At 62.1% G+C, this 26093-nt stretch carries 23 protein-coding genes and 1 tRNA gene; 12 read left to right on the top strand and 12 right to left on the bottom strand.

The window, feature by feature from the left end; all coding sequences use genetic code 11:
• Window positions 1-61: 61 nt before the first annotated feature.
• Genes AC1DVW_RS25510 through AC1DVW_RS25495 form a run of 4 tightly spaced genes read right to left on the bottom strand, consistent with a single transcriptional unit; the run spans window position 62 to window position 3463 of the window.
• Entirely contained in the window at window positions 62-1039 is a 978-nt protein-coding gene (locus AC1DVW_RS25510; protein ID WP_477326794.1) for a quinone oxidoreductase family protein, read from the bottom strand.
• Between the two features lie 25 nt (window positions 1040-1064).
• Complete coding sequence (gene pcsA / locus AC1DVW_RS25505; protein WP_477246946.1) at window positions 1065-1898, bottom strand: phosphatidylcholine synthase; 834 nt, start codon at window positions 1896-1898, stop codon at window positions 1065-1067.
• On the bottom strand, window positions 1895-2509 hold the full coding sequence (locus AC1DVW_RS25500; RefSeq protein ID WP_477246948.1) for a DUF1326 domain-containing protein: 615 nt from the start codon (window positions 2507-2509) through the stop codon (window positions 1895-1897). Before AC1DVW_RS25500 ends, pcsA begins: the two co-directional genes overlap by 4 nt.
• Before the next feature lie 15 nt (window positions 2510-2524).
• Window positions 2525-3463 carry a DUF2182 domain-containing protein gene (locus AC1DVW_RS25495; protein ID WP_477246950.1) on the bottom strand — a complete coding sequence of 313 codons (939 nt, stop codon included), beginning with the start codon at window positions 3461-3463 and terminating at the stop codon, window positions 2525-2527.
• Between the two features lie 60 nt (window positions 3464-3523).
• Between AC1DVW_RS25495 and AC1DVW_RS25490 the strand changes: the two genes are divergently transcribed.
• Together AC1DVW_RS25490 and hspQ are read left to right on the top strand one after the other, a co-directional pair.
• Window positions 3524-4735, top strand: a complete 1212-nt coding sequence (locus AC1DVW_RS25490) for a UbiH/UbiF family hydroxylase (protein WP_477326870.1) — start codon at window positions 3524-3526, stop codon at window positions 4733-4735.
• Between the two features lie 221 nt (window positions 4736-4956).
• Window positions 4957-5280 carry a heat shock protein HspQ gene (gene hspQ, locus AC1DVW_RS25485; RefSeq protein WP_477246952.1) on the top strand — a complete coding sequence of 108 codons (324 nt, stop codon included), beginning with the start codon at window positions 4957-4959 and terminating at the stop codon, window positions 5278-5280.
• A gap of 83 nt (window positions 5281-5363) precedes the next feature.
• On the opposite strand, the gene AC1DVW_RS25480 is transcribed toward hspQ, so the two are convergent.
• Entirely contained in the window at window positions 5364-5990 is a 627-nt protein-coding gene (locus AC1DVW_RS25480) for an invasion associated locus B family protein (protein WP_477246953.1), read from the bottom strand.
• Window positions 5991-6234: 244 nt separating this feature from the next.
• Here AC1DVW_RS25480 and AC1DVW_RS25475 point away from each other — a divergent pair, with 244 nt between their 5' ends.
• Window positions 6235-8055: an extracellular solute-binding protein gene (locus tag AC1DVW_RS25475; RefSeq protein WP_477326792.1), complete on the top strand. Its 1821-nt coding sequence runs from the start codon at window positions 6235-6237 to the stop codon at window positions 8053-8055.
• A gap of 24 nt (window positions 8056-8079) precedes the next feature.
• Window positions 8080-8760, top strand: a complete 681-nt coding sequence (locus tag AC1DVW_RS25470) for a DsbA family oxidoreductase (RefSeq protein ID WP_477326790.1) — start codon at window positions 8080-8082, stop codon at window positions 8758-8760.
• Window position 8761: 1 nt separating this feature from the next.
• Here the strand turns inward: AC1DVW_RS25470 and AC1DVW_RS25465 are convergent, their stop codons facing one another.
• The gene (locus tag AC1DVW_RS25465) at window positions 8762-9196 is read right to left on the bottom strand and encodes a hypothetical protein (protein ID WP_477246959.1); all 435 of its coding nucleotides are present in this window, start codon (window positions 9194-9196) and stop codon (window positions 8762-8764) included.
• A 591-nt stretch (window positions 9197-9787) separates the two neighbouring features.
• On the opposite strand from AC1DVW_RS25465, the gene AC1DVW_RS25460 reads away from it, so the two are divergent.
• Together AC1DVW_RS25460 and mgtE are read left to right on the top strand one after the other, a co-directional pair.
• Window positions 9788-11674, top strand: coding sequence for an ABC transporter ATP-binding protein/permease (locus tag AC1DVW_RS25460; RefSeq protein ID WP_477326788.1), 1887 nt, complete (start codon window positions 9788-9790; stop codon window positions 11672-11674).
• Window positions 11675-12068: 394 nt separating this feature from the next.
• A complete protein-coding gene (mgtE, locus tag AC1DVW_RS25455) occupies window positions 12069-13433 on the top strand; it encodes a magnesium transporter (RefSeq protein WP_477326786.1) in 1365 nt (454 codons plus the stop codon).
• Between the two features lie 219 nt (window positions 13434-13652).
• On the opposite strand, the gene gor is transcribed toward mgtE, so the two are convergent.
• From gor to rpiA, 3 genes are all read right to left on the bottom strand, one after another.
• Complete coding sequence (gene gor / locus AC1DVW_RS25450) at window positions 13653-15044, bottom strand: glutathione-disulfide reductase (protein ID WP_477326784.1); 1392 nt, start codon at window positions 15042-15044, stop codon at window positions 13653-13655.
• Between the two features lie 121 nt (window positions 15045-15165).
• The gene (locus AC1DVW_RS25445; protein ID WP_477246967.1) at window positions 15166-15765 is read right to left on the bottom strand and encodes a DUF2059 domain-containing protein; all 600 of its coding nucleotides are present in this window, start codon (window positions 15763-15765) and stop codon (window positions 15166-15168) included.
• Complete coding sequence (rpiA, locus tag AC1DVW_RS25440) at window positions 15752-16483, bottom strand: ribose-5-phosphate isomerase RpiA (protein ID WP_477326782.1); 732 nt, start codon at window positions 16481-16483, stop codon at window positions 15752-15754. Before rpiA ends, AC1DVW_RS25445 begins: the two co-directional genes overlap by 14 nt.
• Before the next feature lie 143 nt (window positions 16484-16626).
• Here rpiA and AC1DVW_RS25435 point away from each other — a divergent pair, with 143 nt between their 5' ends.
• The 4 genes from AC1DVW_RS25435 to AC1DVW_RS25420 all read left to right on the top strand — a co-directional run bounded on the left by AC1DVW_RS25435 (window position 16627) and on the right by AC1DVW_RS25420 (window position 19094).
• Window positions 16627-17313: a phosphoglycolate phosphatase gene (locus tag AC1DVW_RS25435; protein ID WP_477326780.1), complete on the top strand. Its 687-nt coding sequence runs from the start codon at window positions 16627-16629 to the stop codon at window positions 17311-17313.
• A gap of 140 nt (window positions 17314-17453) precedes the next feature.
• A tRNA-Val gene (locus tag AC1DVW_RS25430) sits at window positions 17454-17528 on the top strand.
• Window positions 17529-18018: 490 nt separating this feature from the next.
• Complete coding sequence (locus tag AC1DVW_RS25425) at window positions 18019-18693, top strand: peroxiredoxin-like family protein (RefSeq protein WP_477246972.1); 675 nt, start codon at window positions 18019-18021, stop codon at window positions 18691-18693.
• 20 nt (window positions 18694-18713) lie between these two features.
• Window positions 18714-19094 (top strand): hypothetical protein, encoded by a 381-nt coding sequence (locus AC1DVW_RS25420; RefSeq protein WP_477326778.1) that lies wholly within the window; start codon window positions 18714-18716, stop codon window positions 19092-19094.
• Here the strand turns inward: AC1DVW_RS25420 and AC1DVW_RS25415 are convergent.
• The 3 genes from AC1DVW_RS25415 to AC1DVW_RS25405 all read right to left on the bottom strand — a co-directional run bounded on the left by AC1DVW_RS25415 (window position 19091) and on the right by AC1DVW_RS25405 (window position 24666).
• Entirely contained in the window at window positions 19091-19366 is a 276-nt protein-coding gene (locus AC1DVW_RS25415; RefSeq protein WP_477326776.1) for a hypothetical protein, read from the bottom strand. The genes AC1DVW_RS25420 and AC1DVW_RS25415 overlap by 4 nt on opposite strands.
• A gap of 121 nt (window positions 19367-19487) precedes the next feature.
• Window positions 19488-21008 carry an MBL fold metallo-hydrolase gene (locus tag AC1DVW_RS25410; RefSeq protein ID WP_477246978.1) on the bottom strand — a complete coding sequence of 507 codons (1521 nt, stop codon included), beginning with the start codon at window positions 21006-21008 and terminating at the stop codon, window positions 19488-19490.
• On the bottom strand, window positions 21001-24666 hold the full coding sequence (locus AC1DVW_RS25405; protein ID WP_477326774.1) for a S8 family serine peptidase: 3666 nt from the start codon (window positions 24664-24666) through the stop codon (window positions 21001-21003). The genes AC1DVW_RS25410 and AC1DVW_RS25405 overlap by 8 nt, the downstream gene beginning before the upstream one ends.
• Window positions 24667-24935: 269 nt before the next feature.
• Here AC1DVW_RS25405 and AC1DVW_RS25400 point away from each other — a divergent pair, with 269 nt between their 5' ends.
• Window positions 24936-25238, top strand: a complete 303-nt coding sequence (locus AC1DVW_RS25400; protein ID WP_477326772.1) for a hypothetical protein — start codon at window positions 24936-24938, stop codon at window positions 25236-25238.
• A 159-nt stretch (window positions 25239-25397) separates the two neighbouring features.
• Complete coding sequence (locus AC1DVW_RS25395) at window positions 25398-26084, top strand: Crp/Fnr family transcriptional regulator (protein ID WP_477246984.1); 687 nt, start codon at window positions 25398-25400, stop codon at window positions 26082-26084.
• Window positions 26085-26093: the final 9 nt, after the last annotated feature.

The raw sequence follows: 26093 nt of genomic DNA, 5'->3' as shown, positions 1-26093 counted from the left end.
CACGACTTGAAAGAGCTTCAAGAATTTCAGCGGAAACTCAAGGGATAGCAAGGCTAGGGGACTAAGGGATGAGAATGGTGGTCCCGGTCGTCTTGCGGCCCTCCAGGTCGGAATGTGCCTTGCCGGCATCCCTGAGTGCGTAGCGCTGGTTGATCTTGATCTTGACGGCGCCGCTCAGCACGATGTCGAACAGCGCCTTGGCGGAGGTCTCGAGGGCTTCGCGTGTGGCGTTGTAGACGAACAGTGTCGGTCGGGTCACGAACAGCGAGCCCTTTTGCGCCAGCAGCGACATGCTGAAAGGCGGTATCGGTCCCGACGACTGGCCAAAGCTGACGAACATGCCGAGAGGCTTCAGGCAATCGAGCGAAGCGGGAAACGTGTCGTTGCCGACGGAATCATAAACGACATCGCATTTCTTGCCGCCGGTGATGGCGGCGACCCCGGCGACGAAATCCTGTTCGCGATAGTTGATGACATGGTCGAAGCCATGCGCCTTGGCGAGTTCGATCTTGTCGGTTGAACTGGCGGTGCCGATGACGGTCGCGCCAAGGTGTTTTGCCCATTGGCCGAGGATCAGCCCGACGCCGCCTGCGGCGGCGTGAAACAGGATGGTGTCGCCGGCCTTTACCTTGAAGGTGCGGCGCAGCAGATATTCCGCCGTCATGCCTTTCAGCATCATGGCCGCGGCCTGCTCGTCACTGATTCCGTCCGGCACCTTCACCACACGGTCCGCGGCAATCACACGCTGTTCGGCATAAGCGCCGACAGTGACGGCATAGGCGATGCGATCGCCCGGTCTCAGCCAGTCGACGCCTTGGCCGACTTCCTGCACAACGCCGGCGGCTTCGCTGCCCGGTGTCAGCGGGAAGCCGCCAGGCGGCGGATAGAGGCCCGAGCGATGATAAACATCGATGAAGTTGAGGCCGATCGCCGTGTGCCTGATCAGGATTTGCCCGGCGCCGGGTTGTCCGGGATCTGCGTCTTCATAGGTCAGAACCTCCGGACCGCCATGGGCGTGGATACGGATTGCTTTGGACATTGAACAGGCTTTCTTGGAATCAGGATCAGGCTTTGTCGGGATCATCTTTCCTGGCGCCAAGCGCCGGGAAGAACTGCATGATACCGCCGATGCAAGCGAGGTAAAGACCGGTGAAGGTGATGCCGACCTTGGTGAAGACACTGACCTGCTCGCCCAACACGCCGATCTGGTCGTAGAAGGCGGCAAGGGCGGCCTGCGCTAGCGCGAGCGCGCCAAAAGCGCACCATAGCAGCGTCATGCCGAGATTGAGCGGCCGCAGCCGCACCACGCGGACCGGATGGATAAAATTGATCGGCACGAAGGTGAGAATGCCGGCCGCCACGACGATGGCGAAAGAAACCCATTGTCCCGGTTCGATGACGAACAGCGTGAACACCACCATGTTCCAGACCACCGGAAAACCCTTGAAGAAGTTCTCCTTGGTCTTCATGCCGGTGTCGGCGTAGTAGATCGCGCTCGACACGACGATGATCGCCGCCGACAGGAACGACAACCGCTCGCCCATGAAGCCGCGCTGGTAAAGCGCGAAGGCCGGGATCAGCACATAGGTGACATAGTCGATGATGTTGTCGAGCATTTCGCCCGACCATGTCGGTAGGATTTCCTTGACCTCGAGCTTCCTGGCGATAGGTCCGTCGATGCCATCAACGAACAGTGCCAGGCCGAGCCACCAGAACATCGCCGTCCAGCGCTGCTCGCTTGCCGCGACCAGCGACAGGAATGCCAGGAACGAACCCGATGCAGTCAAGAGATGGACCGAAAACGCACGCGCCTGCGGCCAGGTGACTTTCTTTTTCGGCCTTGGAATCCGGTCCGCGATTTTCTTGGCCGTTTTCCTTGCCGTTGTGTTCTTGCTCACGGGCCCCGCCAGTCCAGCTTGCAGATTTCGGCCGAGCGGCCGGCAAAATTCCAGTTGCGGCCGAAAGCCCGCAGCTTGCTCTTTTCGGACCTGGCCACGATGATTTCCGGTGCGATCCAGTATTCCGAGTTGGCGATCACCGTATCCTTCTCGCGATCCTTGCCGGGAATCGGCGTCACCGCCCCGTCGATGATCCTCGGTATCTGGAAGATACGCGTCTTGTCACGCGTCTCATAGGTGATTGGCACCTGCTCGACACCAAGGAACTTTCCGACAAGGATGGAGAGCAGCGACGTGGTCCCGCCGGCCCTGCCGGTGAAAATCTTCGTCAGCGCCTTGACGGCATAGACCGAGGCGCGCTGGTCGATGAACAGGCCGGCCGTCCAGTTGCCGCGGCTCATATAGCCGGGGATTTCCATGATCAGCCCCAGATTGAGGCCGGACAGGTCGACCTCGCCGAAATGGCCGGCGTCGATGCGGAATCCCGCCCAGGTCTGGCAATAGCCCTCGGTCGGCGGATGGTTGCCGAGAGACAGCACGCAAGGGCAAAAAACCGTGCAATTGCAGGAGAGTACGAGCTCTCCTTTCATTGCCCAGCCGTGATCTGCCATCGAAATTCTCTCCCCCTACGCCGAGACTACTAGCAGGGCGGCGGCCCAGACAAGCAGTATCGCACCGGCCAGCCGGGTTGGAAGCCTGCCCGCCGTTTGTTTTTCGATCAGGGTGAACAGGCCGATGAGTGCCATCCAGAACACGTTCATGGTGCCGACGGCGAACATCACCAGCATCAGCGCCCAGCAGCAGCCGAGGCACCACACGCCTTGCTGCAGGCCGAGTTGGAAAATGCGCACAGGCTTGGCACTCCAGTTCGCGAACAGGATCGAGAACGGATTTTTGCATTTCGTCAGGCAGGCCTCCTTGAGACCGCTGAACTGGTAGAGGCCAGCAACCAGCAGGGCGGCCGCTCCGGCAAGCCCAACCACTGGAGCCAGCAATTGCACTGACGTGGCGAAAGCATGGACGGCAAGCGTCAGAGCCGCGAAGCCTGCTGCGGCGACCAGCCATGTGCCGAGGTAGCCGGCGACCAGAACAAGCGGATGGACGACCGGTTCGCCCTTGATCCGCGCCGTGTCGGCGATCTCGCAATAAATTCGGATCATCGGCGCCGCCGACGGCAGCATGGTCGCGACAGCCATCAGGAACCACATGGCAATGAGCGCCAGCGCCCTTGTGCCGACAGTTCCATCAAGCGTCGCAGGCGTAAGGCAAAGCGCGAAGAATCGATCGAGGAAATCGGGCAGCGGCAGATGCGGCAGGTATCTCAGCATGGAATCGCCTGGTGCATCGGTGCCTGGGACCCGGCTTTCGGCGCTGCGGATCGCGATGCTGCCGAGCAGCAGCCAGGCAAGCAGGATGCCCGCGCCGAGGATGATGTTGATCGCCAGCCGCGGATTGCGCGCAACGCCCGCCGTGGCGCGACCGGCACGGTCGAGATGGCTGAAATCATGATCCTGGCCGGTCATGGCAATCGAATGAGCCGAATCGCCGCGTTGATCAAGCCGCATGATCTGACCTATATCCATCAGCAGGCCGAACGTGCCTGCATCGTGATGCGGAAACCGAATTTGGACCATCAGCAGACAGCGCGGATACTGGTTGCCGGCGGCGGCCCGGCAGGGCTGATCGCGGCGCTCGGCTTTGCCGAGGCTGGCTTTCCCGTCACGCTCGTCGGACCTGAGGCAGGCGGCCCCGATGGCCGCACCACCGCTTTGATGAACCCGGCCCTGAAAATCCTCGAGCGATTGGACGTCCTTGCGGATATCAGGCCCAAGGCGGCGCCGTTGAAGGTGATGCGCATCATCGATGCAACCAGCCGGCTGATCCGCAGCCCGGTGGTCACCTTTCGCGCCACGGAAATCGACGAGGAGCAGTTCGGGCTCAATCTGCCCAACAGCGTTCTCAATCCGGCACTTGCCAAGGCGGTTGCCGCCCATGCCGGCATCGAGTGGCGAAAATCGATGGTGCAGACATGGCGCCTCGACGCCGACAGTGCCCATGCCGCCCTCGCCGACGGCAGCGAGGTTACCGCGTCGCTGGCGGTCGCGGCCGACGGGCGCCTGTCGCCGGCGCGCGAGGCAGCGGGTATTCACGCATCCGTGCGCTCTTACCCGCAGGCGGCGCTGGTGCTGAATTTCGGCCATCGCAGCGAGCACGCCTTCACCTCGACCGAATTCCACACCGAAACCGGCCCGTTCACGCAGGTCCCGCTGCCCGGCAACCGCTCCAGCCTGGTCTGGGTGGTGAAGCCGGAGACGGCGAAGGAGCTTGCAGCCCTCGACGATGCCACGCTCTCGCAGCGGGTCGAACAGCAGATGCAATCGATGCTCGGCCGCGTGACCGTCGAACCCGGCCGGCAAATCTACCCGCTTTCGGCGGCGTCGCCCGGGCGCTTCGCGCGGAACCGGGTGGCGCTGGTCGGCGAGGCCGCGCATGTGTTTCCGCCGATTGGCGCCCAAGGCCTCAATCTCGGCATCAGGGACATCGACGACCTGATTGGAATCGCTTGCGAAAATCGCTCTGATCCAGGAGCAGCGACAGCGCTCGCGGCTTACGATTCCAGACGCCGGCCCGACATTCTGGCGCGCAGCGGCGCGGTCAATCTGCTCAACATGTCGCTGCTCTCGGACATGCTCCCGGCCCAGATGGCGCGCAGCGCCGGCCTTGGCGTGCTCGGCAGTTTCGCGCCGCTGCGCGCCTTCTTCATGCGCGAGGGGCTGCGGCCCGGCAGCGGCTTTGCTGCCCTCGCCGGCGGTTTGCGAAGGCCGGCCCGACGCTAGCAGGCCTGTGCCAAAACTTTCGATCCATTCGGCGCGTAGCTTAACGAGGCCTCAATCGCGTCGGGATTGAATTGATGTGGTGTCTGCGCCAAATAGGACTGGCAATCAGCCCTAAAGTCGGGCTCGATTTTTGGCAGCGTGTTGCGTAGATTCAAAGCCTTAGAGCGTCTTTGACCCTTCCAAAGGACGCATAGCGCTCTAGGACTTAAGTGGTGAGTAAGATGAAGACAGCCAAATTCTCGATCGGACAGGTGGTTCGCCACCGGCTGTTTCCGTTCCGTGGCGTGATCTTCGATGTCGATCCGCAATTCGCCAACACCGACGAATGGTACGAGGCGATCCCGGCGGATGTGCGGCCACGCAAGGACCAGCCCTTCTACCATCTGCTGGCCGAGAATTCGGAAACGGAATACATCGCCTATGTGTCCGAGCAGAACCTGCTCGAGGACCAGTCGGGCGAGCCGGTGCGGCATCCGCAGATCGGCGAGATGTTCGACAAGCGGCCGGACGGTCGCTACGAGCCGAAACGCCAATCCAAGCATTGATACGGCCAGACATTAAGATGGGCAGGAACGAAAAAAGCGGGGCATGACCCCGCTTTCTTCTTAAATCCTGGCCTGTCGGTCGATCAGTTGGCGGCCTTCGCCTTCTCCTGTTCGTCCTTGAGCTTCTTGGCGAAATCCTGGTTGTTCTTTGCAACGAAGTCCTGGAGCTTCTTCTGCCGGTCCTCGATGTCGGACTGCTGCAGCGGCGGGCCGTCGAAGGCGCCGCTGAAGCCGCTGAGCGCAACCTTGATCGGGTTCGGCTGGCTCTGGAAATTGATCGAGGTGAGCGTGATCGCCTGTCCTTTCTTGAAGGACTGGACGAGTTGGTCGGTCAACGGCACTTCGGCGACGCAGCGATCGGGGAAGCAGACCACGTAGTCGAGCTTCACCGGTTTGTTGGCGTCGATCTGCAGGCCGATGCCGGGAGGCACGAGACGACCGGACGGAACCGTTACCTGGAACACCTTGCGGTTCACCTTGCCCTTCAGTTCGATCAAGCTGACGCCGGTGACCAGCTGGCCGTTGCCGGCCGTGGTGATGTTCTGGACATTGCAGATGTCGACATCTTCCTGCTTGGTGCAGGCCTTGAACCAGCCCTGTGGAATCTGCTGTTGCTGTGCGGAAGCGGCGGGAAGTTCGGCGCCCAGAAAGCCGACCACACCTGCGGCCATGACCGTCAGGCGGTACGCGTTGCTGTTCAGGCTCGTCATGTCGTGCGCTTCCTCTCAAATGATCTCAGGACCGGCTTTTTCGTGCCGTGCGGTCCAGCTACCTGTTGCCGAATTGAGGCAACAGGATGACTTTGGACGGCGTGTTACACTGCATGTGCGGCCGAATCCAGCCCGGCGCCTGGAATTCTTGGCGGTGCGATTGGCCGGCGGAATGGTTCAACTTGACCATCCTTTGCTCTAGGGTGCACTGCGAATCATCAAGCCGCCCAGTAAGGAGACGGTCATGGACCGCGTTCTTGTTTGGCTGATCGCCGCCCTCTCGTTTTTCACCCTTTCGCTCCAGCCGGCCGCATCAGAACCGAAGCACGCGATCGCCATGCATGGCGAGCCAGCGCTGCCCSCSGACTATACGCATTTCAAATACGTCAATCCSGACGCGCCGAAGGGCGGCAGCATCACCTATTGCGTCGTCGGCAGCTTCGACAATCTCAACCCGTTCATCCTCAAAAGCCTTCGCACCACGGCGCGCGGCATGATGGACCAGAACTACGGCAATCTCGTCTTCGAGCCCTTGATGAAGCGCAATGACGACGAGCCCTTCAGCCTCTACGGCCTGCTCGCCGACAGCGCCGACATGGATCCCGAGCGCAAGAGCATCGAATTTCACCTCGATCCCAAGGCCAAATGGTCGGACGGCCAGCCGGTGACGCCGGAAGACGTGCTGTTCACCTATGACGTCTACACCGACAAGGGTCGGCCGCCTTACAGCCAGCGCATGAGCCTGATCGCCAAGCTCGAAAAGACCGGCGACCACAGCGTGCGCTTCACCTTCAACGACAAGGCCAACCGCGAGACTCCATTGATCATCGCGCTGACGCCGATCCTGCCCAAGCACGCCTTCGACAAGGAGACCTTCGACAAGACAACGCTGAAACCCTTGATCGGCAGCGGGCCCTACACCGTGGCGCAAGTGCAGCCCGGCCAGCGCATCGTGTTCAAGCGCAACCCGGATTATTGGGGCAAGGACATTCCTTCCAAGCGCGGCTTCGACAATTACGACCAGATCACCATCGAATATTTCCTCAACGCCAACGCCAAGCTTGAGGCGTTCAAGAAGGGCATCTGCGCCATCGACGACGAGAGCGATCCGGTCAAGCGCGAGCGCGATCTCGACTTCCCAGCCTTCCACAAGGGCGATGTGGTCGCCGAGACCTTCGACACCGGTATTCCGCCTGTCGTCACCGGGTTCCTGTTCAACACCAGGCTGCAGAAGTTTTCCAACCCCACCGTACGGCGCGCGCTCGGCATGCTCTACGACTTCGAATGGGCCAACAAGAACCTCTTCGCAGGCAAATACACGCGCACCATGAGTTTTTGGCAGAACTCGGAACTTTCCGCGCTCGGCCATCCGGCTGACGACAGGGAAAAGGCCCTGCTGGCGCCCTACCCCGGCCGCGTTCCGGCCGACGTCATGGACGGCACGTACCGGCCGCCAGTCACCGACGGCTCGGGCCAGGATCGCAAGGTGCTGAAGGCCGCCTTCGATCTGCTGAAAAGCGTGGGCTACACCGTTCAGGACGGCGTGATGCTCGATCCCGAGGGGAAGCCTTTCGCGTTCGAGATCCTGACGTCCTCGCAGGACGAGGAACGCCTTGCCGCCATCTATCAGCGCACGCTGGAGAAAATCGGCATCGAAGTCGGTATCCGTGGCCTCGAGGGCGACCAGATCCAGTCGCGCAAGCAGCGTTTCGATTTCGACGTCCTCATCGGCTCGGGCGGTTTCAACAACTCGCTGTCGCCCGGCATCGAGCAGCTTGGGCGCTGGGGATCCGCTTCCGCTAAGGCGGAAGGCTCCTTCAACCTTGCCGGCGTTGCCGACCCGGCGGTGGACGCTGCGCTGGACGCAATGCTCAATGCCCGCAGCCGCGAAGACTATGTGGCTGCTGTCCGCGTCCTCGACAGGCTGCTGATCTCGGGCAACTATGTGGTGCCGATGCAGCACAACACGCAGCAATGGATTGCCTACTGGAACTATCTGGAACATCCGCAAAAGACGCCCCTGGCCGGCTATGAACTGCCAAGTTGGTGGCGCAAGGCGAACTGAACTTCCGCGACAGGAGATCAAGCAATGAGCGAACTGAACTCGATCACCGTCGATGTGGTGTCCGATGTCGTCTGCCCATGGTGCTTCATCGGCCAGAAGCGGCTCGACAAGGCGATTGCCGCCGCCGGCGATGTCGATGTGCATATACGCTGGCGGCCATTCCAGCTCGACCCGACCATTCCGCCCGAAGGGAAGGATCGCCGCGAATATATGCTGGGCAAGTTCGGCAGCGAGCAGCGCATCCGCGAAATCCATGCCCGCATCGAGCCGCTGGGCGAAGCGGAGGGAATCAACTTCGCTTTCGACGCCATCAAGGTCGCGCCCAACACGCTGGACGCGCATCGCGTCATCCGCTGGGCGGGTGCGGCCGGCGAGGCCGTGCAGAACCGGCTTGTACGCCGGCTGTTCCAGCTCAATTTCGAGGAAGGCGTCAACATCGGCGATCATGCCGTGCTGATCGAGGCCGCCCGCGAAGCCGGCATGGATGCCGCCGTGGTGGAGACGCTTTTGCCGACCGACGCCGATGTCGACGCGGTGCGCACCGAAATCGCCACTGCTTCACGCATGGGCATCACAGGCGTGCCGTGCTTCCTGCTGGAAGGCAAATATGCGGTGATGGGAGCACAGGACGCCGACACGCTGGCGGACGCCATCCGCCAGGTTGCTGCGGCAAAGGCGAAGGGCGAACTGGAAAAGACCGGCTGAACTAGTTCACCGTCACCTTGGCCTTGCTGACGAAAAAGCCATGGCCGTTGGAGCCGGTGCAAGTCAGCCCCCTAGTTGACGACTCGCACTTGAACGGGCCCTTGCTCCAGCTGTTTCCGTAGGCCAGCTTGGCGACATCGCTGCAGCAGCCTTGCTCGCCGGGGTTCTTGATCAATATGGCTGGTCCCTTCGGTCCCAAGATAACCGTGATGTAGCTTGGCTCGACGCGCGAGCAACTCAGTTCCGGACCACCGTCCTGGGGCTCATAGGTGCTGGTGCCGCCCTTGGGCGTGTAGATGCAGCCAATGTTGCCTGACGGGGTGTTGAACTCGACCTGCCCTTCGGCACTCGCCGGAATGGACTGTTCGGCGGCATGCGCCAAAGGCAGCCAGGCCAAGGCAGCAAGTGTCGCGACTGAAAATGTTCGTGTAGACATGGAAGCCCCTCAATCCGATGCGCCGCATCAGGTTCGATCCGGATGGCAGCGTTGTCAAACGCGGTTTGGCGTGCATCTGGGAAAGTGCGATTTGGCGGATCGCCCAGACGCCCGGAACCCTTCGCCCGAAACGAATCGAGGCAGATAGGGCTGCCGGTCAGCGATCACGACGGTACTCCTGATGTGGTTGGAGACAGCCAATTTGGGGGCTTGCCACTCAGCCCTTAGGAGGAGAATTGGCTGACCGGCAAGGCGGAGAGGTTCACAAAACCGTGTGAAAAGCTTCCCCAAGGGAAGGTAAAGACGATCGCCTCACCACTGCTCAACCCATTGTAATAAATAGCAATATTTCCTTTCCGCATACAGGCTCCGCAGCCGGACCTGTTGCCCAGCGGCAACGTTGCGTGCGCCTGTTCACAGTCGCCGGGAGAAAATTAATAGAAAATGATCAATTGGTGTTACTATCCGTAACAAAAGAAAAAAGGTTTGGGCGGGATCGTGATTCGGGTCGGTAGACCATCGCAAGAGTCAGTACCTGAAAAAACACCTGGCGATGCCGCAAGGCCGTCGTCCCTGACGCCGGTTTCGTCGATGCGGACCTTCTGGGGGCTGATGCGGGCCTACTGGTTCTCGGACCGCTGGAAGGAAGCCTGGACACTGACGCTGGTGATTGCGCTGCTCACGGCGCTGTCCAGCAAGTCCGGGGTCTGGTTCGCCGAAGCATCGGGAGAACTGGTCAACTCGATCGCCTTTTTCCACGATGCAGCAAACACCGCGCCGCTTGAATCGCTGCTGACCAATGCCGGCATCCTTGTGCTGCTGGTCGTGCTCAAGGATGCGGGCTTTACCGGCATCCGCAGCCTTGTCTCCGCGACGCTGCATCGCAAATGGCGCGGCTGGCTGGACAGCCGGTTCAACGAAGCGCTGCTCGACCCCAATCACACGCATTTCCATGCCCAGCACGGTTCGTCCGGCAACGCCGCTCCCGACAACATCGACCAGCGCGTCCAGGAATCGATCAAGGACATGACCGGCGGCGCCATCGGCCTTGCCATGGGTGTCCTGGGCGTCGCCACCTCGCTCTACTTTGTCGGCGGAGCGCTGCTGACAAACTCTGTCGAAGTAAAAGGACTTGAGTTCCTCGGCAGCTATGGCAGCGCGGTCCTCGCCTTCGTGGCGGTCGCCACCTATGTGCCGCTGAACACCTGGATCGCGGTCAAACTGGGCAGGTTGCTGGAACGGCTCAACGTCAAGATGCAGCAGTCCGAAGGCAGCTATCGCGGCGAGCTGATCACCTTCCTGCGCCGCAGTTTCCATGTCGCCGCGTCGCACGGCGAGAATGTGCAGAAGACCATGCACAGCCAGCTTTATGTCGATATCGATCGCACGTGGGCGCGGCTGAACATCGTCAACACAAGCTACAATTCGTTCGAGCTGATCTACAATTTCATCGGCGCCCGCATTGTCGCCTACGGACCTGGCCTGGTGCCCTTCATCCACAACGGCTTCGACCTCAAGGGCTACATAACCGGCTCCGAGATGGTCAATTCGCTGATCAGTCAATGTTCCTGGTTCATCCATGTCATGCCGGCCATCGCCACGCTGCGGGCCAACAGCCAGCGTGTCACCGAACTGGCCAATGCGATCGAAAACGTCCAGCATCCGCAGGAGTTCTACAGCCAGACCGGACGTTCGGATTTCCGCTACGACCGCCAGAACCCGGTTTTCGGCCTGACCATCCAGAAACTCGAACTGGCGCATCAGGGCGAAGACGCCACGCCGTTCCTGAGTGCTGCCAATCTGCGCTTCCGGCGCGGCGAGTGGACGTTCCTCAAGGGCGAATCCGGTTGCGGCAAGACCTCGCTGATCAAGGCGATCAACGGCCTGTGGCCCTATGGCCGCGGCACCATCGTCTTCCCCGACGGTGTGCGCAGTTTCTTCGCCGCCCAGGAGGTCAAACTGCAGCAGGTCTCGCTGAAGCAGCTGGTCTGCCTGCCCGGCTCCGAATACGACCACACTGACGCACAGGTCGCATCCGCCTTGCACAAAGCCGGTCTTGGCGATTTCATCGAACACATGGCCGACGAAAACCGCGAGGGGAAGAACTGGGATCAGATTCTTTCCGGCGGCCAGAAACAGAAGCTGGTCGTCGCACGTATCGTGCTGCAGCAGCCGGGGCTGCTGTTCCTCGACGAAGCCACCGGCGCCCTCGATCCCGACGGCAAGATCGCTTTCCACCAGGCGATCAAGGACAATTGCCCCGATGTCACGGTAATCAGCATCATGCATGAGGCGGTGGCGCCGAGATCGCTGTCGGGGGCCGAATTCTACCACAGCGTGGTGTCGATCGCCGACGGCGTCGCCACCAAGAAGCCGCTGGTGCCGAACCTGCCGCGCGAACTCACCACCATTCTCGCCCAGCCAAGGCCGGCCGAGGACAAATGGCTGCGATTCTCGCGGCGGCTGAAGCAGAAATAGCAGCGGCGCCAAGGGCTCTGGCCGCCGCAGACTATCCTTGAGCGGTTGCCATACACCGACAGCGATCACAGTCTCGCGATTGGCCCGGTTCGCTGGCGTTTTCGGCCCCTATCGCGATTGACTCGGCAAAACGCGCTCCTATGTTGCGCCGGCTCGCAGAATTCCAACCTACAGCGCCGTGCGTCACTTCGGACGCGCAAAGGACGCTGTAGAAACTTTGCATTTGCGCATGATCCTTTCCGAAAATCGAAACCGATTTTCGGGGTCATGCGCTAGCCCGCGAGCAGAAAGGTCACCGCGCCATGCCTGGCGACAGTCACAGTCGAACGCAACAGCCGTCCGCCTAGACGTGACCTGACCGGTTCACGTCCTGCCGGATGGCAAGGAGTGAACCATGAACGAATTTTCCCCCGTAGCGGGCGACGATGCCGTCGCGATCGCCCGTATCCTTGCAAACGACCACGTCGCCGACGTCGTCGAGGCCCTGAACCGGGAGCCTCACGAAACAGCGATAGAGCTGCTGTGTGAAGTGCCGTTCGAGCGGCTGGTCGAAATCTTCGACCAGCCGGAGCTCGACGCTGCGCCCGAGCTTGTCGAGGCGTTGCCCCGCGCCAAGGCGGGCAAGCTGCTCACCGCCATGTCGGTCGATCGCGCCGCCGACCTGCTGCGCGAGCTGGAGGAGTCGGCCCGCTCCGAGCTGCTCGGCGGGCTTGCGCCGCCGCTGCGGGCAACCCTGCTTGCCATTCTGGGCTACCCCGAAGGCAGTGCTGCGTCACTGATGACGACGGAGTTCGTCAGCGTTCCCGCGGATTGGACCGTGGCCCGCACGCTGGACTACATCCGCAAGGTGGAGCGGACGCGTGAGACCATCTATGCCATCTACATCGTCGACCCCGAGACGCATGTCCTGGTGCGCTCGACCGGCCTGCGCCGGCTGATCACCGGCGAGCCGGACGACCTGGTGATCGACGTCGCGCTGGACCGCGTGCCGGTCATGGTCTCACCGTTGACCGACCGCGAAAACGTGGCGCAGCTGATCTCGAAATACGATCTGCTCGCCGTTCCGGTCGTCGACCACGGCAAGATCCTCGGCATCGTCACCGTCGACGACATCATCGATACGATGGTCGAGCAGACGACCGAGGACGTGCATCGTTTCGGCGGCATGGAGGCGCTCGACGAGCCCTACATGAAGATGAGCTTTCTCGCCATGATCCAGAAACGCGGCGGCTGGCTGTGCGCACTGTTCATCTCAGAGATGCTGACCGCCAACGCCATGCAAAGCTATGAGGGCGAACTGCAAAAGGCGATCGTGCTGACGCTGTTCATCCCGCTGATCATGAGCTCCGGCGGCAATTCCGGCTCGCAGGCGACCTCGCTGGTCATCCGGGCGCTGGCGCTGCGCGAGATCGGTCTTGGCGACTGGTGGCGGGTGGCGCTGCGCGAGCTGCCCACCGGCCTCGTGCTGGGGGCCATGCTTGGCGTGGTCGGCATCTGCCGCATCTCGCTGTGGCAATATATGGGCTTCTACGACTACGGCCCGCACTGGCTGCTGATCGCAACCACGGTTGGTGCGGCACTGGTCGGCATCGTCACCTTCGGCTCGCTGTCGGGGTCGATGCTGCCGTTCGCGCTGAAACGGATCGGCTTCGACCCGGCCAGCGCATCGGCGCCGTTCGTCGCCACGCTGGTCGATGTCACCGGCCTGGTGATCTATTTCTCGGTGGCGATGGTGATCCTGCGCGGCACGCTGCTGTAGGGTGTGTGCTGATATTCAGGTGATGCCGGCCTGCGAATGGCGGTTTTCTGGGCTTCCGACCCTCGCCGGCCGAAGCACTTACAAGTGCGGCGGTAATTAAGGCCACGGCCGGCGTAGGTCGGTGCTCGCGTACTTTTAGTACGCTCCGCTCCGGTTCTCGAAAGCCACCATTCTCGGCTCGGCCTGACCTGAATCTCAACACACCCTCAGCGTTTTAAATCAATCGACCCGCACGCCGTCCTTCACCCGATAGGTCGGCTTGTACATGGTGACGAGTTCCTCCGCCGCCGTCGGATGCACGGCCATGGTGCGGTCGAAATCGCCCTTGGTCAGCCCGGCCTTCAACGGAATGGCGAGAAGCTGCGCCATCTCGCCGGCATCCGGCCCGAGGATATGGGCGCCGAGCACCTTTTTCGAGGCACCGTCGACCACCAGCTTCATCAGCATCTTTTCGTCGCGGCCCGACAGCGTGTGGCGCATCGGCCGGAAGGTGGCGCGGTAGATTTCAATCTCGGCAAAGCGCTTGACGGCCTCATCCTCCGACAGGCCGACGGTGCCGATCTCCGGCTGCGAGAAGACCGCGGTGGCGATCGTGTCGTGATCGGGCGCGGTCGGATTGCCCTTGAAGGCGGTCTCGATGAAACACATCGCCTCGTGGATCGCCACCGGTGTCAATTGCACGCGGTTGGTGACGTCGCCGATCGCCCAGATGTTGTCGATGTTGGTGCGCGAATATTTGTCGACATTGATGGCGCCGGTCTGGCCGAGCTCGACGCCGACGCCTTCCAGGCCCATGTTTTCGGTGTTGGGAATGCGGCCGATGGCGAGCATGACCTGGTCGACGGTCAGTATCCTGCCGCCGGTGACCAGTGCATCGAGCCGGCCGTCCGGGCGCTTGCGGATCCATTCTGTGACAGCGTGGCAGAGGATCTTGATCCCCTTCTTTTCCATCGTGTCGTGCAGCATGCGCCGCAGATCCATGTCGAAGCGCGAGAGGATCTCCTTGCCGCGATAGACGAGCGTGGTGTCGACGCCCAGGCCATGAAAGATGTTGGCGAATTCTACGGCGATATAACCGCCGCCTTCGATCATGATCGCCTTCGGCAGTTGCTTGAGGTCAAAGGCTTCGTTGGAAAAGATGCAGTGTTCATGACCGGGCAGTGCCGGATGCGGCGCCGGGCGGCCGCCGGTGGCGATGAGGATCTGGTCGGCGGTGACGGTGCGGTCCTCGCCCAGCAGATGCACCACATGCTTGTCGACCAGCATGGCACGCGAATGGAATGTGTCGCCGCCGGCGCCCTTGACGTTCTTCTCGTAGATCGCCTCCAGCCGGCTGATCTCGCGATCCTTGTTGGCGACCAGTGTCGGCCAGTCGAAGCTCGCCTCGGGCACCGTCCAGCCATAGCCGGCGGCATCAGCAAAATGCTCGGGAAATTGCGAGGCATAGACGTAGAGCTTTTTCGGCACGCAGCCGCGGATGACGCAGGTGCCGCCATAGCGGAATTCCTCGGCGATGCCGACGCGCTTGCCAAGCGCCGCCGCGATACGGGCCGCCCTCACCCCGCCGGAACCGCCGCCGATGACGAAAAGATCGTAGTCGTAACCGGCCATGACGAGGCTCCCGAAGCGCGATGAACTTGCGCCACAGGTAGGCTGCAAAGTTCCAAAAGAAAAGCCCGGACAAAGCCGGGCTTTCTGGTCCAGTGACGATAACGCCGCTCGAAAAAGGGGATCAGTTGGCGGGCGCTGCGCCATCGGCGGGAGCCGCGCCATCGGCCGGGGCCGCACCATCCGCAGGCGCAGTGGCGTCAGCCGGCGCCGGCGCCTTGGCTTTGGCTGCCGCGGCCAGCGTTTCACCAACCTGCTGGGCGAGATCGCGGCCGACGCCGTTCTGCCAGATGTCGGCGGCCTTCACCAGTTCACGCGTCACGATCGGGCCGTTGTCGAGCAGCTTCTTGCCGGCATCGGAATTGTAGAAGGCGGCGATGTCGGTGAGTTCCTTTTCGGAAAACACCTTGGCATAGGCGAGTGCTGCTTCCTTCTCGAGATCGGTGCGGCGCGAGGCCAGCGCCAGGGCCTTCTCGGCCACCGTCTTGGTGATCAACTCTTCCATGTCAGGGTTCTTCTGGATCAGCTGCTGCTCGAGTGCGGCGGCGCCCTGCGGCAGGATGTTGTCGAACGGGTCCGTTGCGTGGATGGCAGCGACTGCGGCGCGCGCGGCCTTCAGATGTGCTTCGGTGACGTCCTGCGAGAACGCCGGCGACGAAAACGCAAAGACAGCCGAAGCCATCAGAATGGCGGAAAGGTTGCGAACCCGGTTATGCAACATCATGATCGGTAGAACTCCCTGGTTTTCGGGCGGCATGGACGGTTTGGATGCCGTCGCCGCCGGCGATGATGGCCGCTGACGCCAGCCCGATGAAAAGACCGTGCTCGACCACACCAGGAATGGTGTGGAGAGCATTCGAAAGCGCTCTTGTATCCGGAATGCGGCCAAAAGATGCATCGAGGATAAAATGGCCGCCGTCTGTAACAAAAGGCTGGCTCCCCGTCATCCTCAATGTAACGGGCCCGAAAAGACCGAGGCTTTGCGCCGCGGCACCTACCGCGATTTCGGTAGCGCGCAGGCCGAATTGATTGACTTCGATCGGCAGTGGAAAACGGCCGAGCGTCTCGACCATTTTCGAGCGGTCGGCAATGACGATCATGCGCCGGGACGCCGCCGCGACGATCTTTTCGCGCAGCAGTGCGCCGCCACCGCCCTTGATTAGAGTCAGCTCCGGGTCGACCTCGTCGGCGCCGTCGATCGTGAGATCGAGTTCCGGCGTTTCCTCCAGCGTCGACAGCGGCACGCCAAGCTCGCGGCAAAGGATGGCGGTGCGTTCAGACGTCGGCACGCCGACAACGGTCAGCCCGGTGGCAACCTTTTCCGCCAACAGCCGCACGAACTCTTCGGCCGTGGTGCCCGTACCGATCCCAAGCCGCATGCCATCGGTGACATGGGCAAGCGCTGCCCGCGCAGCCTCGACCTTCAGTTGCCTCGCATCCATGCCTGCCCCGGAATCCGTTTGTTCGGGCGCTCCTAGCATTTTTGCCGGCCCGGTCAAAGGCTGTGGACCGAGCAAGCCTGCTTGCCTGAATGGGCAGCAAGGGCTATCGCCTGCCGGCAACGCATTTCGCCACAGGACAGGCTATGACCCGACCGATCATCGTGTTCGACCTCGACGGGACGCTGGTCGACACCGCGCCGGATCTGCTCGACAGCCTCAACCACAGCCTTGCCGCCAGCGAACTCGCGGCCGTCGACGAAGCCGGCTTCAAGCGCTTCGTTGGCCAGGGCGGCCGGGTGATGATCGAGCGCGCGCATACCGCGCAGCAAAAATCGCTCGCGGTGGACGAACATGACCGGCTGCTAAAGCTGTTTCTCGATCACTACACCGACAACATTCCCGGCAAATCGCGCCCCTACGCCGGCGTCGTCGAGGCCATCGCCCGATTCGAGAAGGCCGGTTATCTCCTGGCTATCTGCACCAACAAATACGAGGCCAATTCCGTGGCGCTGATCGAGGCGCTCGGCCTGACCAAACACTTTTCGGCAATTGCCGGACAAGACACATTCGCCTTCCGCAAACCCGACCCGCGCCATCTCACGGAAACCATCGCGCTGGCCGGCGGCGACCCCGATCGCGCGCTGATGGTCGGTGATTCGCAGACCGACATCGATACCGCCAAAGCCGCCGGCATTCCGGTGGTCGCCGTCGATTTCGGCTACACCGATCGCCATGTCAGCGAATTCGAACCGTCGGCGGTGATCTCGCATTTCGACGCGCTGACGCTCGACCTGGCGGAGAGGCTGATCAAGGCCGCAGCGGGACGCTGATCGGGCAAGGGGCAGCGTCACGTCGCAAACAGGGTCGAAAGCACGGCAAATCCGATCCTGTTCGCAACGCCGCACACCGCCTTGACTTCAACTGCCGGCCTCCCTTATATCGCGGCTCGCTTGGCCTTCGGGCAACGAGCGGGCGATTAGCTCAGCGGGAGAGCACACCCTTCACACGGGTGGGGTCGCAGGTTCAATCCCTGCATCGCCCACCATCTAACCTCACGAAATGGTTAGATGATTTGGCCTTCAGAGAAATCCCTGAAAATCGGCACTGGCGCGTAACTGGCGCGCAACCCGAGAATCTTGGCCGGAAAAACTCGACGCTCCCAGGTGCTCCACTGCCGCATCCACTTTGGGTGGGTGGCTGTGGGGGCGCGTAGCGCGGGTGCTAATAACCACAAATCCTGCTACGCAAAGGTCTTCGAAAGACAGGTGCAGTAGTGCAGCCGATCAAAGCGAGTGCGTCCGATATCGCCGTTTGGGGCCGGGCTCTGAGAAGCTTCGAGGGTGCTGTCGGCAGTGGCTACCCTTTCCCGGAAGCACAACTCGCCGGTCATTTGTATGCGGCTATACCTGTCACACTACCCCAGCTGACCATGTTTTGGGTCACGGTAGGCGTTAGCGCCCCAACGTCCGCCATCTCTGTGCTACAATGCACCGCCGCGCTTCCGTTACTGGATTGACCCGCGAGGAGGATCAGGCATGTCCGACCGCACCGACGTAGGCCCTCTGCAACTGGGCGAACGAGCGCCCAATTTCGTACTCGACGCAATTACTCGCGAGGGCAAGATAGCTATCGACGATTTCCGCGGCGAAAGGCCAGTGCTGGTTGGGCTGTATCGAGGTCTGCATTGTCCGTTTTGCAGGCGTCATATTGCGACGGTTTCGTTGCTTACACCAGCCCTTAACGCAAAGGGCATCGAAAGCCTCACGGTGGTGAACACGCCCATTGAGCGGGCGCGCCTTTATCTCCGGTACCATCCGATGGTTGGTTTGCTTGCCGCATCCGATCCGGAGCGCGTTTCACACCGCGCCTTTGGATTGCCCAATATGCAAATAACTGAGGGCGAGAGCGCATTGCCGCACAAGGTCTCAATGAACGATGTGAAGGCGATGCGGGTCAACGTCCCGGGCGAAATGCCTGAGCCGATGGATCCGTTTGCCACGCTCGAATATCTGAACAAAAAAGACAACTACGACATCACTGAAGCGGACCAGCAAATGATGGCGACCGGCGTGGGCCAGCTCATGGGCCAGTTCCTGCTCGACCGCAACGGCGTCGTTCGCTGGACGTTCTCCGAGGTTTTCGATGGCGGCTTGGGCGCCCACCCGAACTCTGAGGCCATGATGTCGGTCGCGTCGCATATTGGTCAGTAGCGGCGCAGTGCGCTGAGCGGGTGCACGGACCAGCGCAGGCGAGCTCCTGGATCACCATCACGGTCGACAAGGAAACCGGTTGCTGGACATCGATTTCGAAAGATTACGAATTCAGAATCAAAGTCGCAAAGCCCGGAACCTTCGTGTTCCTGGCTATGCGTGGCGCCACCACCGAAAACAGAGAAGAAGATAGCAACACCTGGGAATACCATGAGCCTGTCTTTTGGCGCGTGGCTGACCTACCCGATGATGAAAAGCATGTGTTCACTGAGTACGACCAGAAGTGGCAGCTCACACGGGTTCCCCAAGCCGGAAGGTATGGACTTACCTTCTCACCGACATCGATGGTCGGCTGGAAGGGTGAGGTCTCTGTATGCCTGCGCATGTCTGCCAAGCTCTAGCCTGAGAGACCTGAGGTACAACTCGCCCCTTCCCCACCAAAATTCTTCTGGGCGAAATTCAAGGCGCTGCTGTAGCTCTGGAACTGGCAGACATTGGAGCCGTTCCGCACCTTCATCTGCTCGAGATCCCAGAATGAAACCTCGATGTGATCGTTGGCGCAATAGACCGTGTAGCGGTCAGGTTCCAGCGCCCTGGCTTTCTGCACCGGTATGAAAACGGCCGGAATTGACAGCATGGAAAGTGCAAGCATGACGGCATGACGCGTGCGCATGAGAAAGACCCCCTTGAGTGATTTGCCGCGCTATTGTCGCCGCGCGCATCATGACATTTTTTGGCGCGTAGCCAGCGACGAGGCTAGCGCCGGGCTCGGCGGCGATCCGGTTTAGGGCCTCTCACGCCAGATCCAGTTCCACCCAAAGCCCACCCGTACCCCGCGCCTCATCACGCGGGGCACTGCGGACGGCCAAGATCGAGCCGGAGGGCGCGGCAAAGGCCGGCTTGCCGTTCTTGTTGGCCAGCCAGGCATCGTCGGCGCGGATGACGCGGCCGCTGGTCTTGGCGGCAAGTGCGGTCAGGATGGCGTCGTAGGGCATTGCGCCCCAGTGCACGTTGACGGCATCGATCTTGTTGGTCGGGATGAAGGCCGACAGGTCGGCGCTGGTCATCAAATCGAGACCTTGCTTTGGCGGCGTCGCGTTCTGGCTGCCGTGATGGGCAACCTTCAGATAGACGGTGCGCGCCATCAGATCGGCCGCGGTGACGGTCGTCTGCCCCTGCGGCCATTTCAGATCCTTCCAGCTCAGCCAGTTGCCGATCTGGGCATCGCCGGGGAAGAGAAAAACCCTGCCGGTGTCGATGAATTCGAACGCCAGCACCAGGCTGGTGTTGTTGACGCCGCGGTCGAGCTGCATGGCGAGGTCGGCGGCAATGCCGAGCCAATCGGCATCGATGCGGCGCCAGGACTGGTCGGGATCGTCATCGGGCCGGGCGTTGGCTGCGGGGCCGGAATAGTGGTCCCAGACGAAGGCGCACGTGTCGCCTGGCGCATCGGCTGCCGCGCCGGCGCTCAACGCCGCCGACAGTTCGGTGCCGACGCTGCGCTCGAAGGGGCTGAGCTCGTCGATATAGGTTCCGTCGCTGTTTTCGTTCACGGCCACGCCGGCGCTTAGCGCCCGCGCGAAGGGGCCGCCGAGGCTGAGCGGGAACATTTCGCTCGCCTTGTCCTCCAGGCGCAACGCCGCCTTGTCGCGCGGCGGGCCGAGCACGTAGACGCGCAGATTGGGCAGCGCCGGAACGGACGGCAATGGCCCGCCGGGTTCGAAATAGACGGGAGGTTTTGCCGAAAGCTTTTTGGCGGCATCGCGCGCGGCGCGCACCCTTTCGCCGGTGGCGCCGAACTGGAAGCCGAGGACGGATTGCAGGCCGTCGCGGACGCCGGCCATGAACGGGTTCAAGCCCTGCTCGGCCTCGAGCCTCTGGCTGGCGCCCTGCAGCGCCGTCAAAGCCTGGGCCTTGAATTTATCGAGCTCGATCGCCTCGGCATCGCCAGGGTTTTCGGTCCAGGCCATCCAGACCTCGCCAACGGAAAAACCCGCGAACAATTCGTCCGAGGTCAGGAAACCCGAGACATGGTCCCAGTGCTCGTGGGTGATGACGAGAACGTCGATCTTGCCGCCGGTCTCGTCCTTGATGTCGGCGACGATGTCGCCGATCAGCGCCGGTCCACCCTTGATCGAGACGTGAATGCCGCAGTCGATGAGTATGCGAAACAGCGAGCCGTCCGGCTTGGGAAAACTCAGCAAATGGCAGTCGCCGATGCCCTGGCAATAATGGCGCACGGTGACGGCGGGCAATTGGGCCGGCGCGGGCGCGGCAGGCCGGGGCGCCCTGCGGGTTGACGGTTTTCTAGACATCGTCGTCTCCATGGCTGGCATGCAGCATGGCGAAGGGTTCAGAAACCTCGCGGCCGAAATAAAGCGCCCGAAGCGGCGACAAGAAGTTCGCGGTCGCTGTCTGCGACTGGCGTTTCAGCCGATCGGCGCTGCCGGTGTTCTTGATGATCGAATAGCGGATTTCTTCCTGGCCCTGGCGCGGGTCGATGATGACGGTGGCGCCGCCCCGGAACCAGAAAAAGCCGTCGCCTTTCTTCACGCCGTTCAGCGCCGGCGTGCCGTCTAGACCCACGGGAACGCGTTGCTGGATGACGGCGATCACCTCGGTGCGGAACGAGCCATCGGGCTCGACTCGGCGGGTCGGTCGCACGCCGAAAATGTCGAACGTGGTCTCGCCCTTGCGCGCCTTGTGCATCAGCGCGCCATGCTCATCGTAGCGCGGCAAATGCGGCAGCAGGCCGAATTGGCTATGGAGATCGGGGGTGGCGACGAAAGCCTGCCGCATGGCTTTCCAGAGCGTGTAGCGGTTCTTCTCGTTGAGCGCGAAAATCTCTGAGCGATCGAGCTTCTGGTTCCAGCTCAGATCGATGTCGCGCAACAAGCCGGTCAGCCAGCTTGGCGAAGGGTCGTCGGGTGCGCTCCAGACAAGCGTCTCTTCCGATATGGTGCGCACGTCGCGAGGCAACAGCTTCCATTTGCGGAAGGATTCCATGAAGGCCAGGCGATAGTGGAGTGGGTCGTCGGGGAAGGCGTCGATGTCGGCCGTGATCAGCGCGCGCAGATACTCGCCAAAGGTGATGTCGACGGTCGGGCAATAATCGAGCGCGCGAATGCACATGGTCAGCATCTGCTGCGCGGTCTTGGCGGTCTCGTCGGTGAGGCGCTCGACCAGGCTGGGGTGCAGCGTGCCGGCGGGCAGCACGCCGGTTCCGCCGGTGGCCAGCTGTATCAAATCGTCGGTGCGGCGGCTGGCGATTGCCAGAAACGCCTGGTAGACGGCGAACACCAGGATCGAGCCGCGGTCGTGCGGCTCGAATGTCTTGTCGTAGTCGAGATCGGCCATGCCGGCGCTGCCGTAGTCACGCAATGGACCGGCGCGGCCGCTGCCCTCGCCGAATTGTTTGGCGATGCCGGACAAAAGCGTTGCCGCCGAGACATCGCCCCTCGCCTTGGCGATCTCGAAGGAGACCAGCTCCTTGAGGGTGAAATGCTGGAACAGGGCAACGATATCGGCAAAGGCCTCATGGAAAGCCGGCACGTCCGGGTTGGACGCTTCCTGGAAACGCCGGTGGAGTCCGTCGAGCAGCGCATGCGACATTTCGTGGGCGACGATGTCGCTCGACAGGCAGGAAAACACCGTCGTGCCCGGCGTGGTGACGTCACCCGCGCCGCCCTCGGCGGGGAAATAGCCGAATAGCAAGGCCTTCTTGTCGGGGCTGTAATAGGCATTTTCGGCCCGCAGCGCGTGCGGATAGATGCGCAGCCGCCGCACTTCGTTGGCCTTCATCGTCATGTCGCCGCTGCGCCCAGCGGCATAGTGCGGGGCCCACAGCGCCCGACGGCCCAGTGCACGCTCGAAATGCCCGATGGTGGTCATGGCGACGGCATAGACCATCTGCTGGTGGAACTGCGGATTGCCTTCCGATGGCGGCAAGCCGTCCTGGGCGAGCAGCATCTTGTCGTTGAGGTCGACCGGATCGTAGACGCGGTTGGACGCCGGATCGACATCGACGATCTCGAGATATTCGCCGACCGGACCAGGCAACAAGGCATTGGCGGTCGACGGCTTGTCGTCCCACGGAACGGACAGCGTTGCCTGAAAGATGGAAACGGAATCGAGCCGCTTGGCCACTGACGGATCGAGCGCGTAGATGCGCAGCCGGCGCTTTGGTGGCGGCAATGGCCGCGGCTTGCGCTTGATCGGCGGCGCCGGCTTTGTCGCCTTGCTGGCAACCGGCTTGGCGCCCGCCCTGCCCAGCGTGCTTTCGAGAAAAGCGCGCAGAGGCTTCGACGGCTTGCCCTCATCGAGAGCGGCCTCGAGATAGCGGTTGCGCGCGGCGGCCGAGATGCCTGCTGGATCGCCATCCGGGTCGGCGATCGCCTGGTCGACCGACGCGACACGCTGCGCCATCTGGGTCAGCTCCAGCGCAAACATCTTTCGGCGCTGTCGCTCCACAGGCGACAAGGGCGCCACGGAATTGCCGCCACCGATGATCAAATCAAGCCAACCCCAGGAATATTTGGCCGGCGGCAGTTTCTGCAGCTGGTTTTCGGCCCGCGGCATCACCGCGAGCGCGGCATCCGCCCGGACGACGCCCTGGCCGATTTTTTTCAATGTCTCGGCGGCTCCCATCTTGGCCGTCGACTTGGCCGCCGCGGAAAACAGCGCGAAGCGAACCGCCTCGATGCGCATCCACGGTTGTGAATAGTTCTTCACGACATCCCAATGCTCGGCCAGCCAGAGTGCGGCGGCTGCGGCGATCTGCGGCGTTGCGGCTGAGGTGCCGGACCCGTCCATGTCGACGATCTTGGCGCAGTCGATCTCCGCCCATGGCACATTCGGCGTATAGGCGCCAAGCGCCGTCGCCATCTTCGATTGCGGCCCGTAATTGCCTTGCATGGTGCCGAAGCTGAGGCCGGAATAGGCGCCGCCGTCGCCCATGACGCCGCAAGCCGCCAGCACGCGGTTGTAGCGGGCCGGAAACACGATGCTGCTCGGCGTGATGGTAAAGTTGTTGCCGGCCGCAGTGACCATCACGACGCCGTTGTCGTAGGCAAGATTGACCGCGTCGACCAGCGCTTGCGAGGTGAGACCGCCCATGCTCATCGACAGCACCTGCGCGCCTTTCGAGCGGGCATAGTCGATGCCTTGCACCATGGTGCCGGTGGTGAGCCGCACCACCCAGTCGGCGATACGCACCGGAATGATGTTTGCCTGCGGGGCGCCACCGACGAAATCGGTGAAGCCCGGCCAATGCGGTGATGTTCCGTCGAGCCTGTTGCCGGCGAGCAGGCTGAGCGTGCCGGTGCCGTGGCCGCGATTGCTGGTCAGCGTCCCTGCCGGGGCGTGATCGGTAGCGTTGTTCGGCCCGGCGCCGTCATTGACGAAATTGCGCTGCAGCGCCGTGGCCAGCGCGGCCGGCACGGTGCGATGCGCCGGATCGAAGCCGGTGTCGAGATGGGCGATGGTGATGTTGGCCTGCTTGGCGCCGACCTTGGTGCGGGCGGTCGCGAACTGGCTGAAGGCCGCACCCGCATTCCAGGCGACGCCGGCGGCCACGGTGGCCTGTCCGCCGCTTGGGTTCTGGTCGTCAAAGGTACAGGGGGGACTTGCGCTTGCCGCCATGCCACGGTCGCCGTTGGCGTCCTTGTAATCCCATTGCTGGACGAGGTCGGGCTCCACGGCCAGCACCTCGGGTCCGCCGGCCGCCCCGAAAGCCTCGCCGCGAGCGACGAGATCATGGGCGTCATCCCAGGGGTTTTGCGCGTGTTGCGCGGCAAGCCTGAACCAGGTTGCGCCGCGATCGGCGCCGGCGCCGAAATCGCTGCCGGCGGTGCCGGGCGGCACAGTCAGGATCGGCTCGACCTCGACAGCGCCGAGGCCAAGCGAAGGGCTGCCTGCGGCAAAGCCGGTACCGTCACCACGAACCTTGATCAGGAGCCCTGTCACCAGTGCCATGGCACGCCCCACTTCCCGAGCTGTCAAAGTAGAAAACTGCGGTACTGCTTTCAGACTGAAGCAATGCCGAGTGACAAGCAAGATAAGACCATCGCACCCTTTGCGTGTCATCTCTGTGATCCCTTTCACAGACGGGGAAGCGATTTGCGCGTCCCTATGGCTCGAACGGAAACGGGCATCAACGGAAACGGGCATCGCCAATGCGACCAGTCCCGCCGCGATTTATGACAGTATTTTTCAGCCGGGAGAGGTCAGCCGGGAGAGGACAGATGCGGATCTTGTTTGCCTTTGGCACATTTATCGCGGCAATAGTGTTCACCGCTCCGGCGATGGCGAACACCGATGCCTATGTCCTCATCGAAACGGAATCCGGCGCGGCAGGCGACGTCTTGGCCACCAATTGGGGTTTTGGCCAATGCTTGGGACTGTCCCACAGTTTTCGCCCTGACGAGATCGTCGTCCAGATTGCTTGCGACGACCTTGCCAGCCTGAACAAGGCCGTCGGCGTCGACATCCCAGCCAAGCAGGGCGTCAAGCGCGTCACCCTGTGGATGCTGGGCAACAACCAGTAAATGCAGGAATTTCGATCACCTAGTCATTTTCACAGTTGCCGTCTGCACGCTTCCAGACACCTCCCGGCTGGGCGTGCAGACGGCCTTCTGCCACATTTGCTTTGATCGATCGCGCCGTTGTCGTACAACTATCACAGCCACGACAGACGGAATTTCATCATGCCGACCGCCAGCGCGAACGACAGAAGCGATCTGCCGCGCCTCGCGCGGATTGATCCGCGCCAGTTCGATCTGCTCTTCAGCGGCTGCAAGATCGAACGCTATGCCGTCGGCCAGCATCTCTTTGTCCAGGAAGATGCCGGCGACCGCATCTACGGCGTGATGAGCGGCACGGTGGAAATCTCGATCTATTCACCGGGTGGCCAGAAGCTGGTGGCCAATATCGAACTGTCGCGCAGTCTCGTCGGCGAGATCGGCGCGCTCGACGGACGTCCGCGCACCGCCACCGCCATCTGCCTCACCAGTTGTGAACTGGTCTCGCTCAGTCGAACGCAACTCTTTGATCGTATTGAAAAAAACCCATCCCTGGCGCGCGCCATGATCGAATTGCTGTGCGCAAGGCTGCGCTGGGTCAGCGGCGAGCTCGGCGACCAGGCTTTCTTCGGCATCGAGGCAAGGCTCGCCAAGCGGCTGGTGTTTCTGGCTGAGGTGATGGCGGACAGCGCCGGATGGATTCCGATCTCGCAGTCGGAGCTCGGGGAATTCCTCGGCGCCACGCGCGAGTCGGTCAACAAGACGCTCAATGACTGGCGCAACCGCTCGATCATTGCCATTAAGCGCGGCGGCCTGCGCATAACCGACGGCGGCGTTCTTCGCCACATCGCCGAGTCTCAGGACGACGAGTGACGATTTCGG

It is taken from the genome of Mesorhizobium sp. P3_B5 (assembly GCF_056402815.1).
This window is presented reverse-complemented; position numbering and strand designations above follow the sequence as displayed.